The sequence below is a fragment of the Stutzerimonas stutzeri genome (assembly GCF_002890895.1).
GTDB classification, from domain to species: domain Bacteria; phylum Pseudomonadota; class Gammaproteobacteria; order Pseudomonadales; family Pseudomonadaceae; genus Stutzerimonas; species Stutzerimonas stutzeri_AB.
Genome location: NZ_POUL01000001.1, coordinates 437,707 through 457,599, shown reverse-complemented (window position 1 = coordinate 457,599; position 19,893 = coordinate 437,707). Strand labels below are relative to the sequence as shown.

14 protein-coding genes are annotated in these 19,893 nt (G+C 62.3%); 8 read left to right on the top strand and 6 right to left on the bottom strand.

Annotation, left to right across the window (positions count from 1 at the left end):
- Positions 1 to 4: 4 nt before the first annotated feature.
- Positions 5 to 565, bottom strand: a complete 561-nt coding sequence (locus CXK96_RS02155; protein WP_102834849.1) for a TetR/AcrR family transcriptional regulator — start codon at positions 563 to 565, stop codon at positions 5 to 7.
- 191 nt (positions 566 to 756) lie between these two features.
- Here CXK96_RS02155 and CXK96_RS02150 point away from each other — a divergent pair, with 191 nt between their 5' ends.
- From CXK96_RS02150 to CXK96_RS02140, 3 genes are all read left to right on the top strand, one after another.
- Positions 757 to 1,506: a Zn-dependent hydrolase gene (locus CXK96_RS02150; protein WP_102834848.1), complete on the top strand. Its 750-nt coding sequence runs from the start codon at positions 757 to 759 to the stop codon at positions 1,504 to 1,506.
- A gap of 139 nt (positions 1,507 to 1,645) precedes the next feature.
- Entirely contained in the window at positions 1,646 to 4,771 is a 3,126-nt protein-coding gene (locus CXK96_RS02145; protein WP_423835174.1) for a transglycosylase domain-containing protein, read from the top strand.
- A gap of 154 nt (positions 4,772 to 4,925) precedes the next feature.
- Positions 4,926 to 5,705, top strand: coding sequence for a PhzF family phenazine biosynthesis protein (locus CXK96_RS02140; protein ID WP_102835033.1), 780 nt, complete (start codon positions 4,926 to 4,928; stop codon positions 5,703 to 5,705).
- Between the two features lie 57 nt (positions 5,706 to 5,762).
- Here the strand turns inward: CXK96_RS02140 and mapR are convergent, their stop codons facing one another.
- Entirely contained in the window at positions 5,763 to 7,172 is a 1,410-nt protein-coding gene (mapR, locus tag CXK96_RS02135) for a GntR family transcriptional regulator MpaR (protein WP_102834847.1), read from the bottom strand.
- Positions 7,173 to 7,241: 69 nt separating this feature from the next.
- Positions 7,242 to 8,651: a cytochrome c oxidase accessory protein CcoG gene (gene ccoG, locus CXK96_RS02130; protein WP_102834846.1), complete on the bottom strand. Its 1,410-nt coding sequence runs from the start codon at positions 8,649 to 8,651 to the stop codon at positions 7,242 to 7,244.
- A 389-nt stretch (positions 8,652 to 9,040) separates the two neighbouring features.
- Between ccoG and CXK96_RS02125 the strand changes: the two genes are divergently transcribed.
- The 5 genes from CXK96_RS02125 (at position 9,041) to wrbA (ending at position 12,549) form a co-directional block, all read left to right on the top strand.
- Positions 9,041 to 9,406 carry a CidA/LrgA family protein gene (locus CXK96_RS02125; protein WP_102834845.1) on the top strand — a complete coding sequence of 122 codons (366 nt, stop codon included), beginning with the start codon at positions 9,041 to 9,043 and terminating at the stop codon, positions 9,404 to 9,406.
- The gene (locus tag CXK96_RS02120) at positions 9,403 to 10,113 is read left to right on the top strand and encodes an LrgB family protein (RefSeq protein WP_102834844.1); all 711 of its coding nucleotides are present in this window, start codon (positions 9,403 to 9,405) and stop codon (positions 10,111 to 10,113) included. Before CXK96_RS02125 ends, CXK96_RS02120 begins: the two co-directional genes overlap by 4 nt.
- A 79-nt stretch (positions 10,114 to 10,192) precedes the next feature.
- Positions 10,193 to 11,068 (top strand): alpha/beta fold hydrolase, encoded by an 876-nt coding sequence (locus CXK96_RS02115; protein ID WP_102834843.1) that lies wholly within the window; start codon positions 10,193 to 10,195, stop codon positions 11,066 to 11,068.
- A 135-nt stretch (positions 11,069 to 11,203) separates the two neighbouring features.
- Positions 11,204 to 11,902, top strand: coding sequence for a pirin family protein (locus CXK96_RS02110; RefSeq protein WP_102834842.1), 699 nt, complete (start codon positions 11,204 to 11,206; stop codon positions 11,900 to 11,902).
- Positions 11,903 to 11,949: 47 nt separating this feature from the next.
- Positions 11,950 to 12,549 carry an NAD(P)H:quinone oxidoreductase gene (wrbA, locus tag CXK96_RS02105; protein ID WP_102834841.1) on the top strand — a complete coding sequence of 200 codons (600 nt, stop codon included), beginning with the start codon at positions 11,950 to 11,952 and terminating at the stop codon, positions 12,547 to 12,549.
- Between the two features lie 57 nt (positions 12,550 to 12,606).
- Here wrbA and CXK96_RS02100 read toward each other — a convergent pair whose 3' ends face one another.
- Genes CXK96_RS02100 through mfd form a run of 3 tightly spaced genes read right to left on the bottom strand, consistent with a single transcriptional unit; the run spans position 12,607 to position 19,873 of the window.
- On the bottom strand, positions 12,607 to 13,092 hold the full coding sequence (locus tag CXK96_RS02100; RefSeq protein ID WP_256061627.1) for a GNAT family N-acetyltransferase: 486 nt from the start codon (positions 13,090 to 13,092) through the stop codon (positions 12,607 to 12,609).
- A gap of 10 nt (positions 13,093 to 13,102) precedes the next feature.
- Positions 13,103 to 16,387, bottom strand: coding sequence for a DEAD/DEAH box helicase (locus CXK96_RS02095; RefSeq protein ID WP_256061628.1), 3,285 nt, complete (start codon positions 16,385 to 16,387; stop codon positions 13,103 to 13,105).
- A 39-nt stretch (positions 16,388 to 16,426) separates the two neighbouring features.
- Complete coding sequence (mfd, locus tag CXK96_RS02090) at positions 16,427 to 19,873, bottom strand: transcription-repair coupling factor (RefSeq protein WP_102834839.1); 3,447 nt, start codon at positions 19,871 to 19,873, stop codon at positions 16,427 to 16,429.
- Positions 19,874 to 19,893: the final 20 nt, after the last annotated feature.

Here is a 19,893-nt window from a genome sequence, read left to right as displayed (position 1 = left end):
GTCTTTAGACGCCAGCGGCCTGCAGCAACTGTTCCGCTGAGGCCTTGGCCAGCAGCGCCTGGTCGCCGGGGCCCTCGATGTGCGCCATGCTCAGTGCGCCTTCGATAAGAAACTGCAGCTGGCGAGCGAGTTGCTCCGGCTGGGGTGCGTCGAGCGCCTCCAGCAGCTCGCACAGATGGCGCTGAAATTGCGCCTTGTATCCCGCGGCGCGTTGATGGATCGGGTGTTCTCGATCCTGATATTCGGCCGCCGCATTGATGAACAGACAGCCACAGAACGCGGTCGGGCTCTGGATCATGTTGTTCAACCCATCAAACACGCTTAACAGCGCCTTGCGCGGCGGTAACGCCTGCCGCGCTTCCCGCAAACGCTCGAGCATCGGCAGCTGGCGCGCCTCCAGTACCGCCAGGATCAGTTCGTCCTTCGATTTGAAGTGCTTATACAGGGTCATCTTGGCCACGCCCGATTCGCTGAGAATCCGGTCGATGCCGGTGGCGTGGTAGCCCTCTGTGTAGAACAGCCGCTCGGCGGTGGCGAGCAGCAGGTCGCGTTTGTTGGTTGCCATGTGGATCTCCTCGGCCGGCCATTATGCGGGAGCGGTTCTGTTCCCTCCAATCGTCCTCAAGGCAGTACAAGTGCTTGCAGTGTACAGACAGGTCTGTCTACTATCCAGTCGTGCGTCGGCGCTTACGCCTGCCGCTGGCATTTGCCGGGCGTGATCGTTCTCCGTTTTTGCCTGATGAAGGAGTCTGAGTCATGCGTGTTCTCAAGAGCCTGGCGGTTTCATTGATGCTTCTCTCCGGCGCGCTGCCGGCTGCGGAGTTGCGTTTCAGCCTGATCCGAACAGGGCAGACTACATCCAGCGGCGAATACGCCTGGCGTGACGGCTACTGGGTAGCACCCGAAACGATCGATCATATAGCCGTACTGGTCGAGCACGGCGGCAAGCGTCTGCTGTTCGGTAGTGGCCTTGGCCGGCAGATCGACGCCCAGCTAGACGGCGCAATTCCCTGGCGCGTTAAGCGCTACAGCGAGGTGCAGCCGGTGCGTGACCAGCTCGAGAAGGATGGCCTGGCGGTTGATCAAGTGGTGTTGGGCTGCGCGCGCTGGAATCACGCCTCCGGCCTAGCCGATTTCCCTGAACTGTCGGTGCTCGCAAGCCCGGAGAGCATCCACTACGCACAGAATGCAACGTCGCCAGCTGTCATTCCGGGACAGTTTTCCCACGGGGTCAGGTGGCAGCCGCTTCGCTTCGAGCGCCGCGCTGTTTACGGGTTCGAGGAAAGTCTCGATCTGTTTGGTGACGAACGGTTGGTCCTGGTGAAACTGGCAGGTCATGGCGCCCTGGGCCTGTTTCTCACGCTTGATGACGGCCGGCGCTTCTTCTTTCGAGGCGATGCCGCCAGCACCGAAAGCCTCGCGGAGGCGCTGCCCGTCGAGGTCTCGCAGGGCAGGGATGCCCGGTTGCAGGCGCGACTCGGTTTCTACCCCCGCTGGGTGGAGTGAATCGCGTCGTTGCGCGGCCGGTTCAGTTCGCTGTCAGGGCGCCGTTTTGAGCCTTCCGTTCGTCTGCTCGCACACATCGAGCGCAGCGTCGCCAGCTAAGCTTAAGCCTGTAAATTTCCTTGAAGCCAGGCCGGAAACGATGGGCGCAGTATGGCGAAACGATAAATCCCGGGCAGGGGGCAGCAAGCGCTCGCCTTCCGCCGATAAGCCCGGTCGAACACGCTCGCACGGTAGCCGTCTGGCGCGCCGCATGGGTGTGTTTCTGGGCGTTTCATTACTGGCCGGGGGTGGTTATGCCGCCTGGCATGAGATGCATACATCGAAGTTGCAGGCGCTCTGGCTTAACCGTTACGCCGAGAATCTCGATTACCAGATCGAACCGGGGGCGAGCAGTAGCATCCAGTTTCCCGATGCGGGTCCGTTCGACCGCCGCCTGGGCTATGCGGCCTTGCCGACGTTCCTGGAACGGCTGACCCAACGCGGCTTCACAGTGCAGCAACAGGTGAGCTTTTCGCCAGCGCTGCTGCGCTACGTCCAGCGTGGCTTCTTTGTCCCGTACCCGGAGAAATCCAAGGCGGGGCTGACCATCGATGATTGTCGCGGCGAGCCGCTGTATGCCAACAGTTATCCCCACCAATACTACGAGACCTTCGACGACGTACCTCCGGTCATTGCGATGAGCCTGCTGTTCATCGAGGACCGTGGGCTGCTCGACGCCGGCCGCCCGCGCGCCAACCCTGCAGTGGATTGGCCACGGTTCACCATGGCAGCGGTCAGCCAGGTTGAGAAGAAACTGGGGCTGCCGGTGCAGGCCGCCGGCGGCAGCACGCTGGCTACCCAAGTCGAAAAGTACCGTCACTCGCCCGAAGGGCGCACCGGTGACGCCGAGGAAAAGATCCGGCAGATGATATCCGCCAGCGTGCGGACCTACCGCGAAGGCCAGCAAACCATGGTCACCCGGCAGCGCATCGTTCGCGATTACCTCAACAGCGTGCCGCTCTCTGCCGCCTATGGCCACGGCGAGGTGCACGGCATCGCCGATGGTCTGCGCCTCTGGTACGGCGCCGATTTCGCCGAGGTTAACCGGGTCCTCGATGCTCGGCGCAATGAAGGCGTCAGTTATGAAACGCAGGGGCTCGCGCTGCGACAGGTGCTCTCGCTGTTGATCGCTCAACGGCGCCCGTCGTACTACCTGGGAGCAGGGCGTGCCGACATGGCGGAGCTCACCGACAGCCATATCCGCTTGCTGGCCAATGGCGGCGTGATCGGTACGCGGTTGCGCAACGCCGCCTTGCAGCAGCAGGTTGAGTTCCGCAATTTGCGTCTCGAGCCGGGCATTCGTGAGGTGCCTTCCAGCAAGGGCATCACGGCCGCACGGATGCGCCTGAGCAACCTGCTGGGCGTGTCGTTGTATGAGCTCGACCGCCTGGATCTGGCCGCGACCACGCCGCTGCATGGCGAGCTGCAAGGACAGATCAGCAACTATCTGCATCGACTGGCCGATCCAGCATTCGCAGGTGAGGTGGGCTTGTTTGGCGAGCGCATGTTGTCGCCTGAGCGTACCGGCGATGTGCGTTACAGCTTCACGCTGTTCGAGCGCGGCGAGCAAGGCTTCCGTGTGCGGGTGCAGACCGACAACACCAACCAGCCGTTCGACATCAACGAGGGCAGCAAACTGGAGCTGGGCTCGACTGCCAAGCTGCGGGTGCTGACCACTTATCTGGAGGTTATCGCCGAGCTGCACGAGCGTTACGCGAAGAGCGATGTCGCCACCTTGCGCAAGGCTGAGGCGGTGGACCCGCTGACCCGCTGGGCGCTGGCTTATCTGATTCAGCATGAGGATCGCAACCTGCCAGCCATGCTTGATGCAGCGCTGGAGCGTCGCTACTCGGCCAGTCCGACCGAGCGCTTCTTTACCGGCGCTGGCATGCACCGCTTCGGCAACTTCCGCCGTGAGGACGACGGCCGCCTGCCGACCATGCGCGAAGCGCTGCAGGAATCGATCAACCTCCCGTTCGTTCGGCTGATGCGCGATCTGGTGAGCTACAGCACCTACCAGACATCCAACGGCGCCGAGCTGCTCAGAAGTGATGACAACCCTGAGCGGCGAGAGTACCTGCAGCGTTTTGCCGATCGCGAAGGCTCGGTGTTTCTGCAGCGTTTCTGGCGCAAGTATCGCGACAAGAGCGCGGACGAACGCATCGAGGCACTGTTGGATGGCATGCGCCCGACGCCATCGAGGTTGGCTGCCGTCCACCGGTATCTGATGCCCGAAGCGGACCGCGCGACTTTCGAGCGTTTTCTCAAGGCGCGTCTGCCAACGGCCACCCTCACCGACAAGGCGGTCGACTCGCTGTACGAACGCTACGCGCCGGGTTCCTACAGCCTGCCGGACCAGGGCTACATTGCCCGCGTCCACCCGCTGGATCTGTGGCTGCTGGGTTACCTGATCAAGCATCCGGAGGCTGGCATTACCGAGGTCATCGCGGCCAGCACCGCAGAGCGCCAGGAAGTTTATGGCTGGCTGTTCCGCAGCCGTCACAAGAGCGCGCGGGATAGCCGCATCCGCATCATGCTAGAGGTGGAGGCGTTCACCGATATTCACCGGCGCTGGCAGCGTCTGGGCTATCCGTTCGACCATCTGGTGCCTTCGCTGGCTACGGCGCTGGGCAGCTCGGGTGACCGCCCGGCGGCGTTGGCCGAATTGATGGGCATCATCGTCAATGACGGCGTGAGGCTGCCCAGTGTGCGCATCGACAGCCTGCATTTCGCCAGCGACACGCCGTATGAGACTCGCCTTGGCATCAAGCCGGATGTCGGGGTGCGGGTGTTGCACAGTGAGGTGGCGACGGCCTTGCGCGAAGCGCTTGCCAGCGTGGTCGAAGGTGGCACCGCGCGGCGCCTGCGTGGCAGCTTCATGCAGACTGATGGGGAAGCACTGCGGGTTGGCGGCAAAACCGGAACGGGTGACAACCGTATCCAGACTGTCGGCGCGGGCGGCCGACTGATCAGCTCGCTGGCGCTGAATCGCACTGCGACCTTCGTGTTCTACCTCGGGCCCAATCACTTCGGGACGCTGACAGCCTACGTGCCGGGCCGCGGGGCGGACAGCTTCCGCTTTACCTCTGCGCTACCGGTACAGGTGCTCAAAGGCATGGCGCCGATACTGCAGCCGTATCTGCAGCCAGGTGCGCAGTCGCAATGCCAGCCCGTCGGCGAGCCCTTGAAGCCGACGCTGACAGCGAGCACTGAGAACAAGGCCTGACGATGGCGGGCGAGCGGTTAGGGGCACCTGACCGCATCGGCCCCCTTATCGCAAATGGCCTTTGCCGATCAGCCTGTGCTCGGCGACACTCTTCCGCTTCGCGAACCTAATGAAGGGCTCGCGCAAGGGCGAGGGAGAGATGATGAAACTGCCGATCTATCAGGTCGATGCGTTTACCCAGCAGCTGTTCAAAGGCAACTCGGCCGCAGTGGTTCCGCTGGAGCATTGGCTGAGCGACGCACAGATGCAGGCCATCGCCGTGGAGAACAACCTGTCGGAAACGGCCTTTCTGGTGCGCGCGCCTGACGGTGCGTTTCTCATTCGCTGGTTTTCGCCGCTGACTGAAATCGACTTCTGCGGGCACGCCACCCTGGCCAGTGCCTTCGTGTTGTTGGGACAGAACTTGGCCACGGCTCCGCTGACTTTTCGTGCCGCTGCGGTAGGCGATATCAGCGTCGCCGAGTTGGATGATGGTCTGCTGGAGATGAGCTTCCCCAACCGTGCCCCGGAGCCCGTCGAGAATCCGCCGGCTGAGCTGTTCAACGGTCTTCGGACCTTGCCGCGGGCGGTGCTGCGAAACCGTCAGGCCTGGTTTGCCGTGTACGACGATGAGGATCAGGTGCGCCAGCTGGCACCCGACCTGTCGCTACTCAAAACGTTGGCACCATTGGATGTCGTGGCAACGGCGCCGGGTCGCCAGCAGGATTTCGTCTCGCGCTATTTCTGGCCGGCCAACGGCGGGGATGAAGACCCGGTCACCGGTTCCATCCATGCAGGCCTTGCGCCTTACTGGAGCGAGCGGCTGGGCAAGACGCAGTTGCTGGCGCTGCAGGCCTCACGCCGAAGCGGTTTGCTGCACTGCCGGGTCGAAGGCGAGCGCGTATTTGTCGCCGGGCATGCGGTCCTGTATCTACAGGGCACGATTGAGGTGTAGTTCCCGGATCTGGAAAAGGGGCGCTCGCGTCACGCAGCGCCGCTATCGAGCCGGGCGCTAGAACGATTTCACGATCCGCCCGAGCAGCTCCATCGCTTTTTCGCTGCGCTCGTCCCAGGGATGGCCGTAGTTCAGGCGTGCACAGTTGCGAAAGCGCCGGGTGGCTGAAAAGATCGGGCCTGGAGCGAGGCTGATGCCCTGCGCGAGCGCCAGCTGCAACAATTGCAGCGAATCGACCCCCTCGGGAAATTCGAACCAGAGGAAGTAGCCGCCGCTGGGCCGCGTTACCCGGGTGCTGGCCGGGAAGTGACGCGCGGCGGAGGCAAGCATTTCGCCCTGTTGACGCTCCAGTGCATGACGCAATTTACGTAAATGGCGGTCGTAGCCGCCGTGTTGCAGATAGTCAGCGATAGCCGCTTGGGCCGGCACCGAAGGTGAAATCGTCGTCATCAGCTTGAGGCGACTGATCTGTTCGGCATAGCGGCCGCCCGCCACCCAGCCGATCCGGTAACCCGGCGCCAGGCTTTTGGAAAAAGAGCCGCAATGCATCACCCATCCGTCACGGTCGTGGCTCTTGACCGGTTTAGGCGGCTCCTGGTTGAAGTACAGCTCGGCGTAGACATCGTCTTCGATCAGCGGGACTTGATGGCGCTGCAGCAACGCATAGAGGTTCTCTTTGTTTGACTCGCTCATGCTCGCACCGAGCGGATTCTGCAGGCTGCTCATGAACCAGCAGGCCTTGATCGGCAAGCTGCTCAGCCGGCTTTCCAGGGTGCTCAGGTCGATTCCGTCCCGCGGATGCACCGGGATTTCCACAGCCTTGAGCTTGAGCCGCTCCAGCACCTGCAAAGTGGCATAGAACGCGGGCGCTTCGATGGCGACCAGGTCGCCCGGCTGGGTGACCACCTGTAAACAGAGATTCAACGCTTCCATGGCGCCGGTGGTGATTACCAGCTCGTCCAACGGCAGCATGACTCCGCTGACCATATAACGCAGCGCGATCTGCCGGCGCAGGTCAGGGTGGCCGGTAGTCATCTCGGCGATCACTTCACGCCCCGGCATCTCGCGCACGGTGTGCGCCATTGAGCGCGCCAGGCGTTGCAGCGGGAACAGATCGGGACTGGGGAAGGCGGAACCGAACGGAACGGTGTCCGGATCGCGCAGCGAGGCGAGCACCGAGAACACCAGTTCGCTAACGTCGACATCGGTGGTTTCGCTCAGGCGTGGGCTGATCTCCGGCTCGGGAAGCAGGCGTCTGGCGTGCTCGCGAACAAAATAGCCCGAGCGCGGCCGGGCCTGAATCAATCCGCGATCCTCCAGCAGGTAGTACGCCTGGAACACAGTGGAGGGACTAACGCCGTAGGTGCGACTGGCATGGCGCACGGACGGCACCTTTTCGCCCGGCGCCAGCACGCCGGAGCGGATCAGTTCGGCAATTTCGTCAGCGAATTTCTCGTAGCGCTTCATCTGCTTCTGCTTCACCAAGGGACAATATCGGCCAGCCGCGTGAGCGGGCGCGTGCGCACTGCCACCATCCTATCGAACCCTTGGTGCAATGAAGGTACTCGGGGCGGTTACCTGGCGTGCCGGGTCGCTCGCGTCAGTGACCAAGAAGTGCAGCTTCTCGTGCGCGTCCACTTTGTCGTCAACGAGCGCCACGCTGACCGGGACATCGACGATCTCGCCTGCGGCCAGACTGATCTGGTGCGGGCCGTGCAACTCGTAGGGGCCTTCGCCCAGGGTGATCAGATAGTCGTGCGGCTGCTGGGTTTTATTGATCACCTTCAAGCTGTACATGTTTTCGATCTGGCCCTCGATATTTTCTCGGTAGAGGGTGCGGTCCTTGGTTACATCCAGGGATAACGTCGGTCGCGCTTCCAACGCCCAGACGAAGGCACCGATCATAATCACTAGCGCTCCGGCATAGCCGATCAGACGCGGTCGCAGCAGCCTGGTCTGGCCGCCTTCAAGCGCACGTTCGGAGGTATATCGAACCAGACCCCGGGCGTAACCCATCTTGTCCATGACGCTGTCGCAGGCGTCGATACAGGCACCGCAGCTCAGGCAGTCGAGTTGCAGGCCGTCGCGGATGTCGATACCGGTGGGACAGACCTGCACGCACAGCGTGCAGTCGATGCAGTCGCCAAGGCCTTCGGCCTTTGGGTTGGCGTCTTTGCGCCGCGCGCCTCGTTGTTCACCCCGGGCGGCATCGTAGGACACCACCAGCGTGTCGCCATCGAACATCACACTCTGGAAGCGTGAATAGGGGCACATGTGTACGCACACCTGTTCACGCAGCCAGCCGGCGTTGATGTAGGTCGCGGCGGTGAAGAAGAACAGCCAGAACGCGGTGGTTCCGCCCAGCTGCAGACTGAACAGATTGATGACCAGTTCACGGACCGGGGTGAAGTAGCCGACGAAGGCAATCGCCGTGGCCAGGCTTACGGCAAGCCAGGCGGCGTGCTTGGCAGCGCGTCGTAACAGCTTGCTGAATGACAGCGGGGCGGCGTCCAGTTTGATTCGCTGGCTGCGATCACCCTCGGTGACTTTCTCAGCCCACATGAACACCCAGGTCCAGGTGCTTTGTGGGCAGGCGTAGCCGCACCAGACTCGACCCGCGAGCACAGTGATGAAGAACAAGCCGAAGGCGGCGATGATCAGCAACGCCGATAACAGGATGAAATCCTGCGGCCAGAATGTCGCCCCGAAAATATGGAATTGTTGTTTGTTCAAATCCCATAGCACCGCTTGGCGTCCCCCCCAGGTCAGCCACTGGGTGCCGAAATAGAGCAGAAACAAAAGTCCGCCGCCGATCAGGCGCAGATTGCGGAACAGGCCGGCAAAACTGCGGGTGTGAATCGGCCCGCCCGCCTGTGCCGGGGTCAAGCGGATCGGCTTGCGTGGATCGACGGTGTCGATGATTGTTGCGGGGATGCGTTCGGTCATTGGGGGGCCCCTGTCAGGCTATATCAGGCGGCGCCGATGATCTGATCAGGGTGTTTCGCATAACAGGCTCAGGTACCGCTGAAAAATACGCATCAGATGGCCGCTGTGCTGGTTTGGACTAGCATCCGACGGTCCATCCAAGGCGTACGCCGGCGTAACGTAGGGTTTTGGCGACGACCTCGGTAAATTTGAACGTTGCACCGTGCTGTGCCATGCGACGCCAGGCCACAGTCACCGCGAGCAGCTGATACGGTTTTTTCGTGCCCATCTGCACCTGTTTCGAGGCGCGCGAGGCAAGTCATAGTTCGTCGCCTGTGGCCGATGCGTGCTGTCAGCGCCCATTCCCGGCATGATTACCCGCTCCGCTCAACCGCTTGATAGGACCCCTGATGATTCTCAAAGGCCTGACCTGGCTGGTCGTACTGCAGCTGCTCGGCAGCGTCATCCACCTCTCGCTGCTGCCCGCCTTGCCGGGCCCGATCATTGGCATGGTGTTGCTGTTTGCGCTGTTACTGCTGCGGCGAGGCATTCCTGAGCCCCTCGAGAAGACCGCTGCGCTGCTGTTGCAGTACTTGCCGTTGCTGCTCATCGTGCCGGCGGCGGGAATCATGACCAGCAGCGATGCGTTGCTCGCCGACCTGCCGGCTATTGCCGCCGGATTGGTCCTGTCGCTGGTGGTAACCGTGCCGTTCTGCGGTTGGCTGATGCAGACGCTGATCAGACGAATGGATCGGCAGCGTGAGGATCAGGCATGAGCGGCCTCGACTGGCGCAGCGTCTGGGCGATGACTCTGGATCATCCGCTATTTTCCGTAGGGCTCACGCTGATTGCGTTTCAGCTAGCGCTGGCGCTCTACCGGCGCAGCGGCTGGCTGGTGCTGCAGCCGGTGATGGTTGGCATGTTGCTGGTGGTCGGCACGCTGTACCTGTGCGGCATCGACTATGCGAGCTATCGGGCCGACGCGTCGATGATCGCCGTCCTGGTCGGCCCTGCGACGGTCGCCTTGGCTGTGCCGTTGTACCGTCATATCCGCCGCATTCAGCAGCTGTTCTGGCCGATCGTTATCACCTTGGTAAGCGGCGGGGTGCTGGGCGTCGTCCTGACGCTGACCATTGCCGGCTTGTTGGGCGCGGACATGGCCGTATTGATGAGCCTGTCGCCCAAGGCGGCAACCATGCCGATTGCCATGCTGGTGGCTGAGCAATTGGGCGGCCTCGCGTCGCTGGCGGCGGTCTTCGTCATGCTGACGGGCGTGATCGGTACGGCCTTGGGCCCGCTGTTGCTGGGTTGGGCTGGGGTCGATCACCCGGCGGCACGCGGTTTGAGCTACGGCATCAATGCGCACGCCATCGGTACGGCGCGGGCGCTTGAGGAGGGGGACGAGTGTGGCGCTTTCTCGGCGCTGGGAATGAGTCTGCTGGGCATCCTGATCGCGCTGTTCCTGCCGCTGGCACTGGGCTGACGCTGTTTTGCGGCCTCGAACCTGTTGCGATTGCTTCGGGTACGCCTAGGCTTAGGGCTCCCATCTCAGGAGCGGTCCCATGTTCGAGCAGTTCCAGCGTAGCGAGTGCGAGGTCAATGGCGTTCGGATCAACTATCGGAAGGGCGGCTCCGGTCCGCCCCTCCTCTTGCTGCACGGCTACCCGCAAACCCATGTGATCTGGCACGAAATCGCCGATCAGCTGGCTGAACGCTTCACCGTCGTGGCGGCTGACCTGCGCGGTTACGGCGATAGCAGCAAGCCCGACGGCGGCGAGAACCACGTCGCCTATAGCAAGCGGGAAATGGCGCGGGATCAGGTCGAGCTGATGCGCTCGCTGGGCTTCGAGCACTTTGACATTCTCGCCCACGACCGCGGTGCGCGAGTCAGCCATCGGCTGGCGATGGATCACCCTGAAGCGGTAAGAAGGATGATCCTGCTGGATATCGCGCCGACCCTGGCCATGTACAGCCAGACCGACGAAACCTTCGCGCGTGCCTATTGGCACTGGTTCTTTCTGATCCGACCGGCGCCGCTGCCGGAAACCCTGCTCGAAGCGAACCCTGAACTCGTTCTGCAAAGCGCCGTGGCGACTCGTGCTGATCATGTGCACCCATTCACTGAGGCGGCTTACGCCGAGTACCTGCGTTGCATGAAGCAGCCAGGCACCATCCACGCGTTCTGCGAAGACTATCGGGCCAGTGCAGGTATCGACCTTGAGCATGACCGTGCTGATCGCGCCGCTGGCCGAATGATCCAGGCACCGTTACTGGTGCTCTGGGGGGCGCACGGAATCATCGAGCGATGCTTCGATCCGCTGAAGGAGTGGCGTGTGGTGGCGCAGGACGTACGAGGCAAGGCGTTACCGGCTGGGCACTATTTGCCTGAAGAGGTGCCCGAGTTGCTTCTGGAGGAAGTGCTTGCTTTTCTCGACTGACAAGCCGACGTATCGGTTTTTGCGATTGATTTGTGCGGAATAATCCAACCATGCACTCGCCGATCCAATAGAAGATGGCCTCATTCCGCCGCTCGGCGCCGACAGTCGAGCCGGCCAGACATTGAGGCTTCTGCAATGATCGATATTCGTCCCCGCGCGGGCCTTGGCGCTGCTCAACACGGATGGCTGGATACGCGTCATCACTTCTCGTTCGCTGAATACCACGATCCGGCGCGCATGCACTGGGGCCATCTACGGGTCTGGAATGACGACAGCATCGCCCCGCACTCCGGATTCCCGACACATCCGCACCGTGATATGGAAATCATCACCTATGTGCGCAAGGGGGCGATCACCCATGAGGACAGCCTCGGCAACCGCGGGCGGACCGTGGCCGGTGACGTGCAGGTGATGAGCGCGGGCAGCGGCATCGCCCACAGCGAATACAACCTCGAAGACGAGACCACCGAGATCTTCCAGATCTGGATTTATCCGGACCAGTCCGGCTTGCCGCCCGCCTGGGGCACACGACCTTTTCCAGCAGGCGAGCGGGCTGGCAGCTTCGTCACTCTGGCCAGCGGCATGGCCGAGGACGGCGACGCTCTGCCCATACGAGCCGATGCCCGTCTGGTTGCCGCGACACTTTCGGCCGGTCAGGTTGCCGAATACGACATTGGCTCGGACCGTAAGGTCTACATGGTGCCTGCCAGCGGGCGTATCGCAGTAGGTGAGCGAGTGGCGGCTGCAGGCGATGGAGTCGCTGTGCGAGATGAGACACGGCTGACCATCAAGGCGTTGGAAGACAGCGAAATTGTGCTGGTCGATGTGCGCTGAGCGTATCGACTAAAGCAGGAATACAACCCAGGAAGAGGAAACTGAAAATGGCAAAGATTCTCGTGCTGTACCACTCAATGTATGGCCACGTCGAAACCATGGCCAATGCAGTGGCCGAAGGTGCGCGTCGCGTTGAAGGGGCCGAAGTGACCGTCAAGCGTGTGCCGGAAACCATGCCGGAAGAGGCTTTCAAGAATGCTGGCGGCAAGGTTGACCAGGAGGCGCCGGTCGCCAATCCCTCGGAGCTGGCCGATTACGACGCGATCATTTTTGGTACGCCGACGCGCTTCGGCAACATGTCCAGCCAGATGCGCACCTTCCTCGACCAGACCGGCGGGCTCTGGGCCAAGGGCGCGCTGCATGGCAAGGTCGCCAGCGTGTTCACTTCCACCGGCACCGGCGGTGGCCAGGAGATGACCATCACCTCGACCTGGACCACCCTGGCGCACCACGGAATGATCATCGTGCCGACCGGCTATGGCATCGGCGAGTTCTTTGACATCTCCGAAATGAACGGCGGAACGCCTTATGGCGCTTCGACTATCGCTGGCGGTGATGGCTCGCGTCAGCCTTCGAACAAGGAACTGACCATTGCCCGCTATCAGGGCGAGCTAGTGGCCCAGACCACGGTGAAGCTGAAAAGCTGACCCGCTGCCCATGGTGCCGAGGCGGCTTGGCTCGCCCGGCACCACGGCGACCTGCGATCAATCGTTCCGCAGCAACCCGTACATCAGCTCGTCGACGTAGCCGCTGTCGCTGGCACGTTTGTAGGCCGCGCGCTGAGTACCCTCGTGGACAAAGCCCAGGCGTTCATAAAACGCAATGGCACGGGGATTGTCCGCCTCAACTGTCAGCTCGATACGGGTGATGCCCGCTTGCCACAGCCGCGAGATCGCGTCCTGCATCATTGCAATGGCGACGCCTCGGCCTTGCGCTTCCGGCGCCACGGCCAAGGTTCCCAGGTAGGCCACATGGGCAGTGCGACCAACATGCCGCTGCGCCTTGTAGAAGCCCATCACTTCGCCATCGACCTCGTACAGGTAGAAGCAGCCGCTCTCGAACAACGGGTCGAACACCTTGCTGAAAGCCTCCCGTGGCATCGGGTCGAAGCCGAGGAAAGGCACCACCGTTTCGTGCATGTAGATGTCGTAGACGCGGTCGTAATCGGCAGGGGCAACCAGTCGGCGCATGTCCATTTTCCTAGGGCAGTGGCGCGAACAGCGCCTCGATATCACTCGGCTCCAGTTGCCAGCCGCCTTGCTCACCGGCGTCCAGCACGCCGGAAGCCAGTTCGGCTTTGCGTTGCTGCAGTTGCTGGATCTTCTCTTCGACGGTAGCCCTGGCGATCAGCTTGTAGACGAACACCGGTTTGTCCTGACCGATGCGGTGGGCGCGGTCGGTGGCCTGGTTTTCCGCGGCCGGGTTCCACCAGGGGTCGTAATGGATCACGGTGTCGGCCGCGGTCAGGTTCAAGCCGGTACCGCCAGCTTTCAGGCTGATCAGAAACAGCGGGACGTCCCCGTTCTGGAACCGCTTGACGGGGGTGCGCCGGTCCTTGGTTTCGCCGGTGATCTGAACGTAGTCGATGGCGCGGCTCTGCAGCTCGTCTTCGATCAACGCGAGCATCGAGGTGAACTGTGAAAACAACAGGATCCGCCGGCCTTCAGCGAGCAGTTCGGTCAGCATCTCCATCAGGCTATCGAGTTTGCCTGAGGTGCCGCCACGAACTGGTCGCACGGCTTCGCCCTTGACCAGGCGCAGATCACAGCACACCTGACGCAGCTTGAGCAGTGCATCGAGGATAACGATCTGGCTGCGCGCCAGGCCTTTGCGGTCGATCTCCTCGCGGACCTTGATGTCCATGGCCAGTCGTACGGTTTCGTACAGGTCGCGCTGAGCCGGGCTGAGTTCGACCCAGTGCAGGATCTCGGTTTTCGGCGGCAGCTCCTGGGCAACCTGCTCTTTACGCCGCCTGAGCAGGAAGGGTTTTATCCGTTTGCTGAGGTGCTCCAGCCGCTCGGCGTCGCCGTGTTTCTCGATGGGCGTGCGGTAGTCCCGATTGAATTGCTTGGTGTCACCCAGCCAGCCGGGCATGAGGAAATGAAACAGCGACCAGAGTTCGCCCAGATGGTTTTCCAGCGGCGTGCCGGTCAGGCAGAGGCGCTGGCGGGCGTCCAGGCGTCCGGCGGCTTGTGCCGCCTTGCTGCTGGCATTCTTGATGTTCTGGGCTTCGTCGAGCACCAGCAGATGCAGCGGTACTTCTGCGAGCAGGTCGATGTCTTTGGGCAGCAGCGCATAGGTGGTGAGCAGCATATCGTAATCGCCCAGATGTTGGTAGAGCTTTCGACGTGTCGTCCCATGCAGCGTCGCGACTTTCAGTGACGGCGCGAAGCGGGCCGCTTCGTCCTGCCAATTGGGGATAAGCGTGGTGGGCATCACGACGAGCGAGGGGCGGTCCAGCTTGCCGGCTTGCTTCTCGAGTAACAGGTGAGCAAGGGTCTGCAATGTTTTACCCAGGCCCATGTCGTCGCCCAAGATACCGCCGACCGCGAGAGTGCGTAGGGTTTGCATCCAGCGCAGGCCATCCAGCTGATAGGGGCGCAGCGTTGCGTTCAGACCCTGCGGTGGGCTGATGTCCTGCGCGCGGTAGTCGCGCAGTCGCTGGGCGAATTCCCGCAAGTGCTCGCCGCCCTTCCATTGCAAGGGAAGGGCATCCAGTTCGGCCAGCCGCGCTGCATCGGATCGCTCCAACCGAAGGTTTTCGCCGTTTGGCTGTTCCTGCAGATAGAGCTCGGACAGAGTGGCGAGGATGGGCTTCAAACGACCAAAAGGCAGCAACACCTGCAGTGGCTGATCATCGCCGTCACGGCGTCGGGCAAGTTGCACCCGAAGGGTCTCGTCGTCGTTGCGTTGCGCCAGCGCTTGCGCTGAAAGCAGGGCAGGGTTGCGCCTGATCAGGCTGAGCAGAACCGGCAACAGACTGATCCGCTCACCTTCGACGATGATGCCCAGTTCCAGGTCGAACCAGCTGTGCTCGGGCGGTTCGTCGACCTCGGCATACCAGGCATCAATCTGCGTCACGTCATAGGCAAAGCCGGGCTGCATGACCACTTGCCAGCCTTGCTCGCGCAGCGGGGAGAGCTGGGTCTGCGTGAAAGTGAGCCAGGCCGCCTCGTTCTGCAGCTCGAACATCTCTGCCGAGTCCTTGGGAAGCGCCAGGCTCTGACGCAGCGCCGGACGGAAACCCAGTTGCTGCAATTGCTGGCGCAGTGCCTGCTCGACGTCTGGCTGGCGGGCAATGCTAAGCACGCGAGCGCCTTCGGTCTGGCGTAGGCGCTGGCCAGGCTTGGCTTTGCCGTGAACCTGGGTGCGGCCGTAGAGGAAACTCAACCCGGCACGATGTTGGTGCTCGCTGACCATGCGGCCGCTGCTGGGCTGGTAGTTGACCGCCTGATGACTGCCGAGGCTCAGGTGGGGCAGGGGGAGCAGGTCATCGACCTGATGTTCTTCAGGCTTGGCGGGGGCCGGCAGCTGTGGGGCGATTTCATGCAGCGTCAGGCTGAACAGGGCGGCCTGGGCGGACGGCACCGCAGGTGCATCGAGCAGGTGCCGGGCCAGCGACATCGGCAGACCGTGATCGACCAAGCCCAGTTCGTTCTTGGCCCCGTCGAAGTAGTACAGCGGGTCCACAGTGGTAATCAGTTGGCCGTCGGTATCGGCCATGTCCAGGCCAGGCTTGAAGCTGCCGTCGGATTGCTCGTTCCAGCTGAAGCGTGCCTGGCGGGTTCTTCCGGACTGCAGAGAGGGCTGATCCCAACTGAGAAAGGTGCGACCGGTCTGGAGAATCAGTCGCAGGATTTCGCCGCCGTTTTCGCCGTTCGGGTTGAACCCGTTACCTGACGTGCGGCCCAGCGTAGCCAGTGCGGCAATGCGTAGATCCAGCGGTTGCATGAAGTTTGGCTGGCGAAAGCCGGCTTCACGCAAACCGTAGTAGGGCTGTCGCTCGCCCCATGTGCCGTCTTTGGGTTGGCGCGCCTTGTAGACCTCTATGGTGAAGTCAGGGCATAACAGATAGTGCAGACACCAGCCTTGGCCGGCTTGGAGGTTGTCGCCCAACGCCTGCGGGAGCTGCGATAGCCACTGTTCCAGCCGGTCAGGGAAGCGCTCACCGGACTGCTCGCTCTGCTTGGCAGGCAAGCGCTCGGCTTGCGTTTCGAGGGTTGCTATCAGGGCAGCGCAATGCTTGCAGTTGAGACCAGCCGGGCAGCTGCAGAGGCAGCTGAGCCTGCCATCGCGGGACAGCTCAAGCGACTGGCGATAGACGCTGCCAGCTGATCCGCGGCACGTCGCTTCAACGTACCGCGAATCCTCCCGCACGAGCCTGATGCGGTCCTCCGCTGCGTACTGCTGGCCCCTGGCGATAGCGTTTTCAGAAAACGGCAATCGCCACGCGGCTGGGAGGTTGGGAAGAAAGTCACCTTGCATCGGCGGGTCGGGTGGCGAGCACGGGTGTTATCGACATCGTTAAGGCTTATCCGCAGACAAACGTTCGAGGAGCGCTTCAAGCGTGTTGAAGCGCTCCTCGGCACGCTCCATCGGCACCTGAAACTTGAACATCGTGGCGCCTTCGAACTTGTAGCGGTTGGGCTGGCTCTGGATCAGTTTGATCAGCACCATCGGGTCGACACTGGTGTCCGCGGCGAACTCGATACGTCCGCCTTGGGGCCCTGCGTCGATCTTGGTGATACCGAGGCTGGCGGCCTGCAACTTGAGCAAGGTCAACCTGACCAGGTGCTTGGCCGGCTCCGGCAGCAGTCCGAACCGATCGATCATCTCCACTTGCAGTTCGCGCAGGCCGTTCTCATCGGCAGCATTGGCGATGCGCTTGTAGAGAATCAGGCGTGCATGCACATCCGGCAGATAATCTTCCGGGATGAGCGCCGGAACGCGCAGGTTGATTTCCGGGCCGCCGCCGAGCGGCTGGTCGAGGTTCGGCTGTTCACCTTTCTGAATGGATTTGACCGCGCGCTCGAGCATTTCCATATAGAGGGTGAAGCCGACCGCCTGGATTTGCCCGCTCTGACCATCGCCAAGCAACTCGCCCGCGCCGCGAATCTCCAGATCGTGGGTGGCGAGGACGAATCCAGCCCCGAGATCCTGCGCATTGGCGATGGCTTCCAGGCGCTTTTCAGCGTCGGGCGTCATGGCCTTGCGTGGCGGCGTCAGCAGGTAGGCATAGGCCTGGTGGTGGCTCCGGCCGACCCGGCCGCGGAGCTGGTGCAGCTGGGCCAGACCGAACTTGTCGGCACGTTCGATGATGATGGTGTTGGCGCTCGGTACGTCGATGCCCGTTTCAATAATGGTCGAGGCGATCAGCACGTTAAAGCGCTTGTGGTAGAAGTCGCCCATCACCTGTTCGAGCTCGCGCTCGCGCATCTGCCCGTGACCTACGCCGATGCGCGCTTCCGGGACCAGTTCGGCGAGATCAGCGGCGCACTTCTCGATCGTTTTCACATCGTTGTGCAGGTAATAGACCTGGCCGCCGCGCAACAGCTCGCGCAGTAGCGCCTCTTTGATCACGGAGTTTTGCTGCTCCATGACAAAGGTGCGTACTGACAGTCGACGCGCCGGCGGCGTGGCGATGATGGACAGATCGCGCATCCCCGCGACGGCCATGTTCAGCGTGCGCGGAATCGGCGTGGCGGTCAGGGTCAGAATGTCTACTTCACTGCGCAGCGCCTTGAGCTGTTCCTTCTGGCGCACCCCGAAGCGGTGTTCCTCATCGATGATCACAAGGCCCAGGTTGGTGAACTTCACATCGTCTTGCAGCAGCTTGTGGGTGCCGATGAGGATGTCGACTTTGCCTTCGGCCAACTGGTCGACCGCGGCCTGAATCTCCTTGGCTGACTTGAAGCGGCTCATCACTTCGACGCGCACCGGCCAGTCGGCGAAACGGTCACGGAAGCTGTTGTAGTGCTGCTGGGCGAGCAGGGTGGTGGGCACCAGCACCGCCACTTGACGGCCGCTGTGCACCGCGATGAATGCCGCTCGCATGGCGACTTCGGTCTTGCCGAAGCCCACATCGCCGCAGATAAGGCGGTCCATGGGCTTGGGCGCAAGCATGTCGTGACGTACGGCTTCGATGGCGGCCTGCTGGTCCGGCGTTTCTTCGAAAGGGAAGCCAGCGCTGAATGTTTCGTAGTCCAGCTGCGGATCTTCGAAGGCGTAGCCTTCGCGTGCGGCGCGGCGGGCATAAATGTCGAGCAGCTCCGCAGCGACATCGCGAACCTGTTCGGCGGCCTTGCGCTTGGCTTTTTGCCAGGTTTCCGAACCCAGGCGGTGCAGCGGGGCGAGGGCGTCGTCACTGCCGGTGTAGCGGGCAATCAGGTGCAGGCTGGAGACCGGCACGTAGAGCTTGGCGTCCTCGGCGTACTGCAGCATGAGGAATTCGGCGGCCTGGCCTTCGATTTCCAGCGTGACCAGGCCGTGATAACGACCGACACCGTGGTCGATATGCACCACCGGCGCACCTTCGCGCAGTTCGGTGAGGTTCTTGATGACGTTCTCGCCGGCATCACGACCTTTTTCACGCCGACGACGCTGCATGATGCGTTGGCCGAACAGCGGGCTTTCCGCGATGAGCGCGATAGCCGGATCCTGCAAAAGCAGGCCGTCGTCCAATGGTGCGATCGAGATGGCTAAACGCTCACCACTTTCGACAAACTGCGGCCAGCCTGAAACTTCCAGCGGGCGTAGCTTCAGTCGCGCCAGTAGCTCCAGCAGGACTTCACGGCGACCAGCCGATTCGGCGGTGAAAAGTACGCGACCGGGAAACTCATCGAGGAAACGGCGAAGCGCACCGAGCGGCTCGCTGGCCTTGGCATCGATCGCCAGTTCCGGGAAGCGACTGGCGGCAAAGCGCTCGCGGCCGATGCCGCTTTCCACATCGTCCTGGCTGGCCACGATGCGAGGCCACAGCTTCAGGTGAGCGAAGCAATCCTCGACGGCCATGAACAATTCGGCCGGCGGCAACAATGGCCGCTCAGGGTCGACGCGACGCTCTTCGTAGCGAGTACGTACGTCTTTCCAGAAGTGCTCCGCGGCCTGCTCGATACCCGGCAGCGAAAACACCTGGGTGTCCTCCGGCAAGTAATCGAACAGTGTCGAGGTCTCGTCGAAGAACAGCGGCAGGTAGTACTCGATCCCGGCCGGGGTGATGCCGGTGGACAGATCCTGGTAGACCGGGCAACGGCGGAAATCCACATCGAAGCGTTCACGGAAGCGCGCGCGGAAGCCAGTGACCGACTCCTTCTTCAGCGGGAATTCGCGAGCTGGCAGCAGGCGGATCGACTCGACCTTGTCGATGGATCGCTGGTTTTCCGGATCGAAGGTGCGCAGCGTTTCGATTTCGTCGTCGAACAGGTCGATACGGTAGGGCAGGGGGCTGCCCATCGGGAACAGGTCGATCAGCGCGCCGCGCACTGCAAACTCGCCATGCTCGTACACCGTATCGACGCAGCGATAGCCGGCCGCTTCGAGGCGGGCACGCATCTGCTCGACATCGAGTTTCTGGCCGACATCCAGTACCAGACTGGAACCGAGCAAAAAACGCTTCGGGGCGAGTTTGTGTAGCGCTGTGGTAATGGGAACTACCAGAACTCCGTGAGTCAGCTCTGGCAGCTGATAGAGCGCTGCGATCCGTTGGGAAATGATGTCCTGATGCGGTGAAAAAACGTCATAGGGCAGCGTCTCCCAGTCGGGAAAGTGCAGAACCGGCAAGTCGGGCGCAAAGAAGGCAAGCTCTTCCTGCAGGCGTTCGGCGCTCTGGCTGTCGGCGGTCAGGAGGAGAGTGAATCGATCTGCGTTGCTGGCGGCTTCGGCAATGGCCAGGCTCAGCGCAGCTCCAGGAAGGTTGCCCCAGGTTTGCTTGCCGCTGGCGGCAGGCATGGGCGGAAGGCGCAATACGGACACGAGTGGGCGTGGCTCCGGTC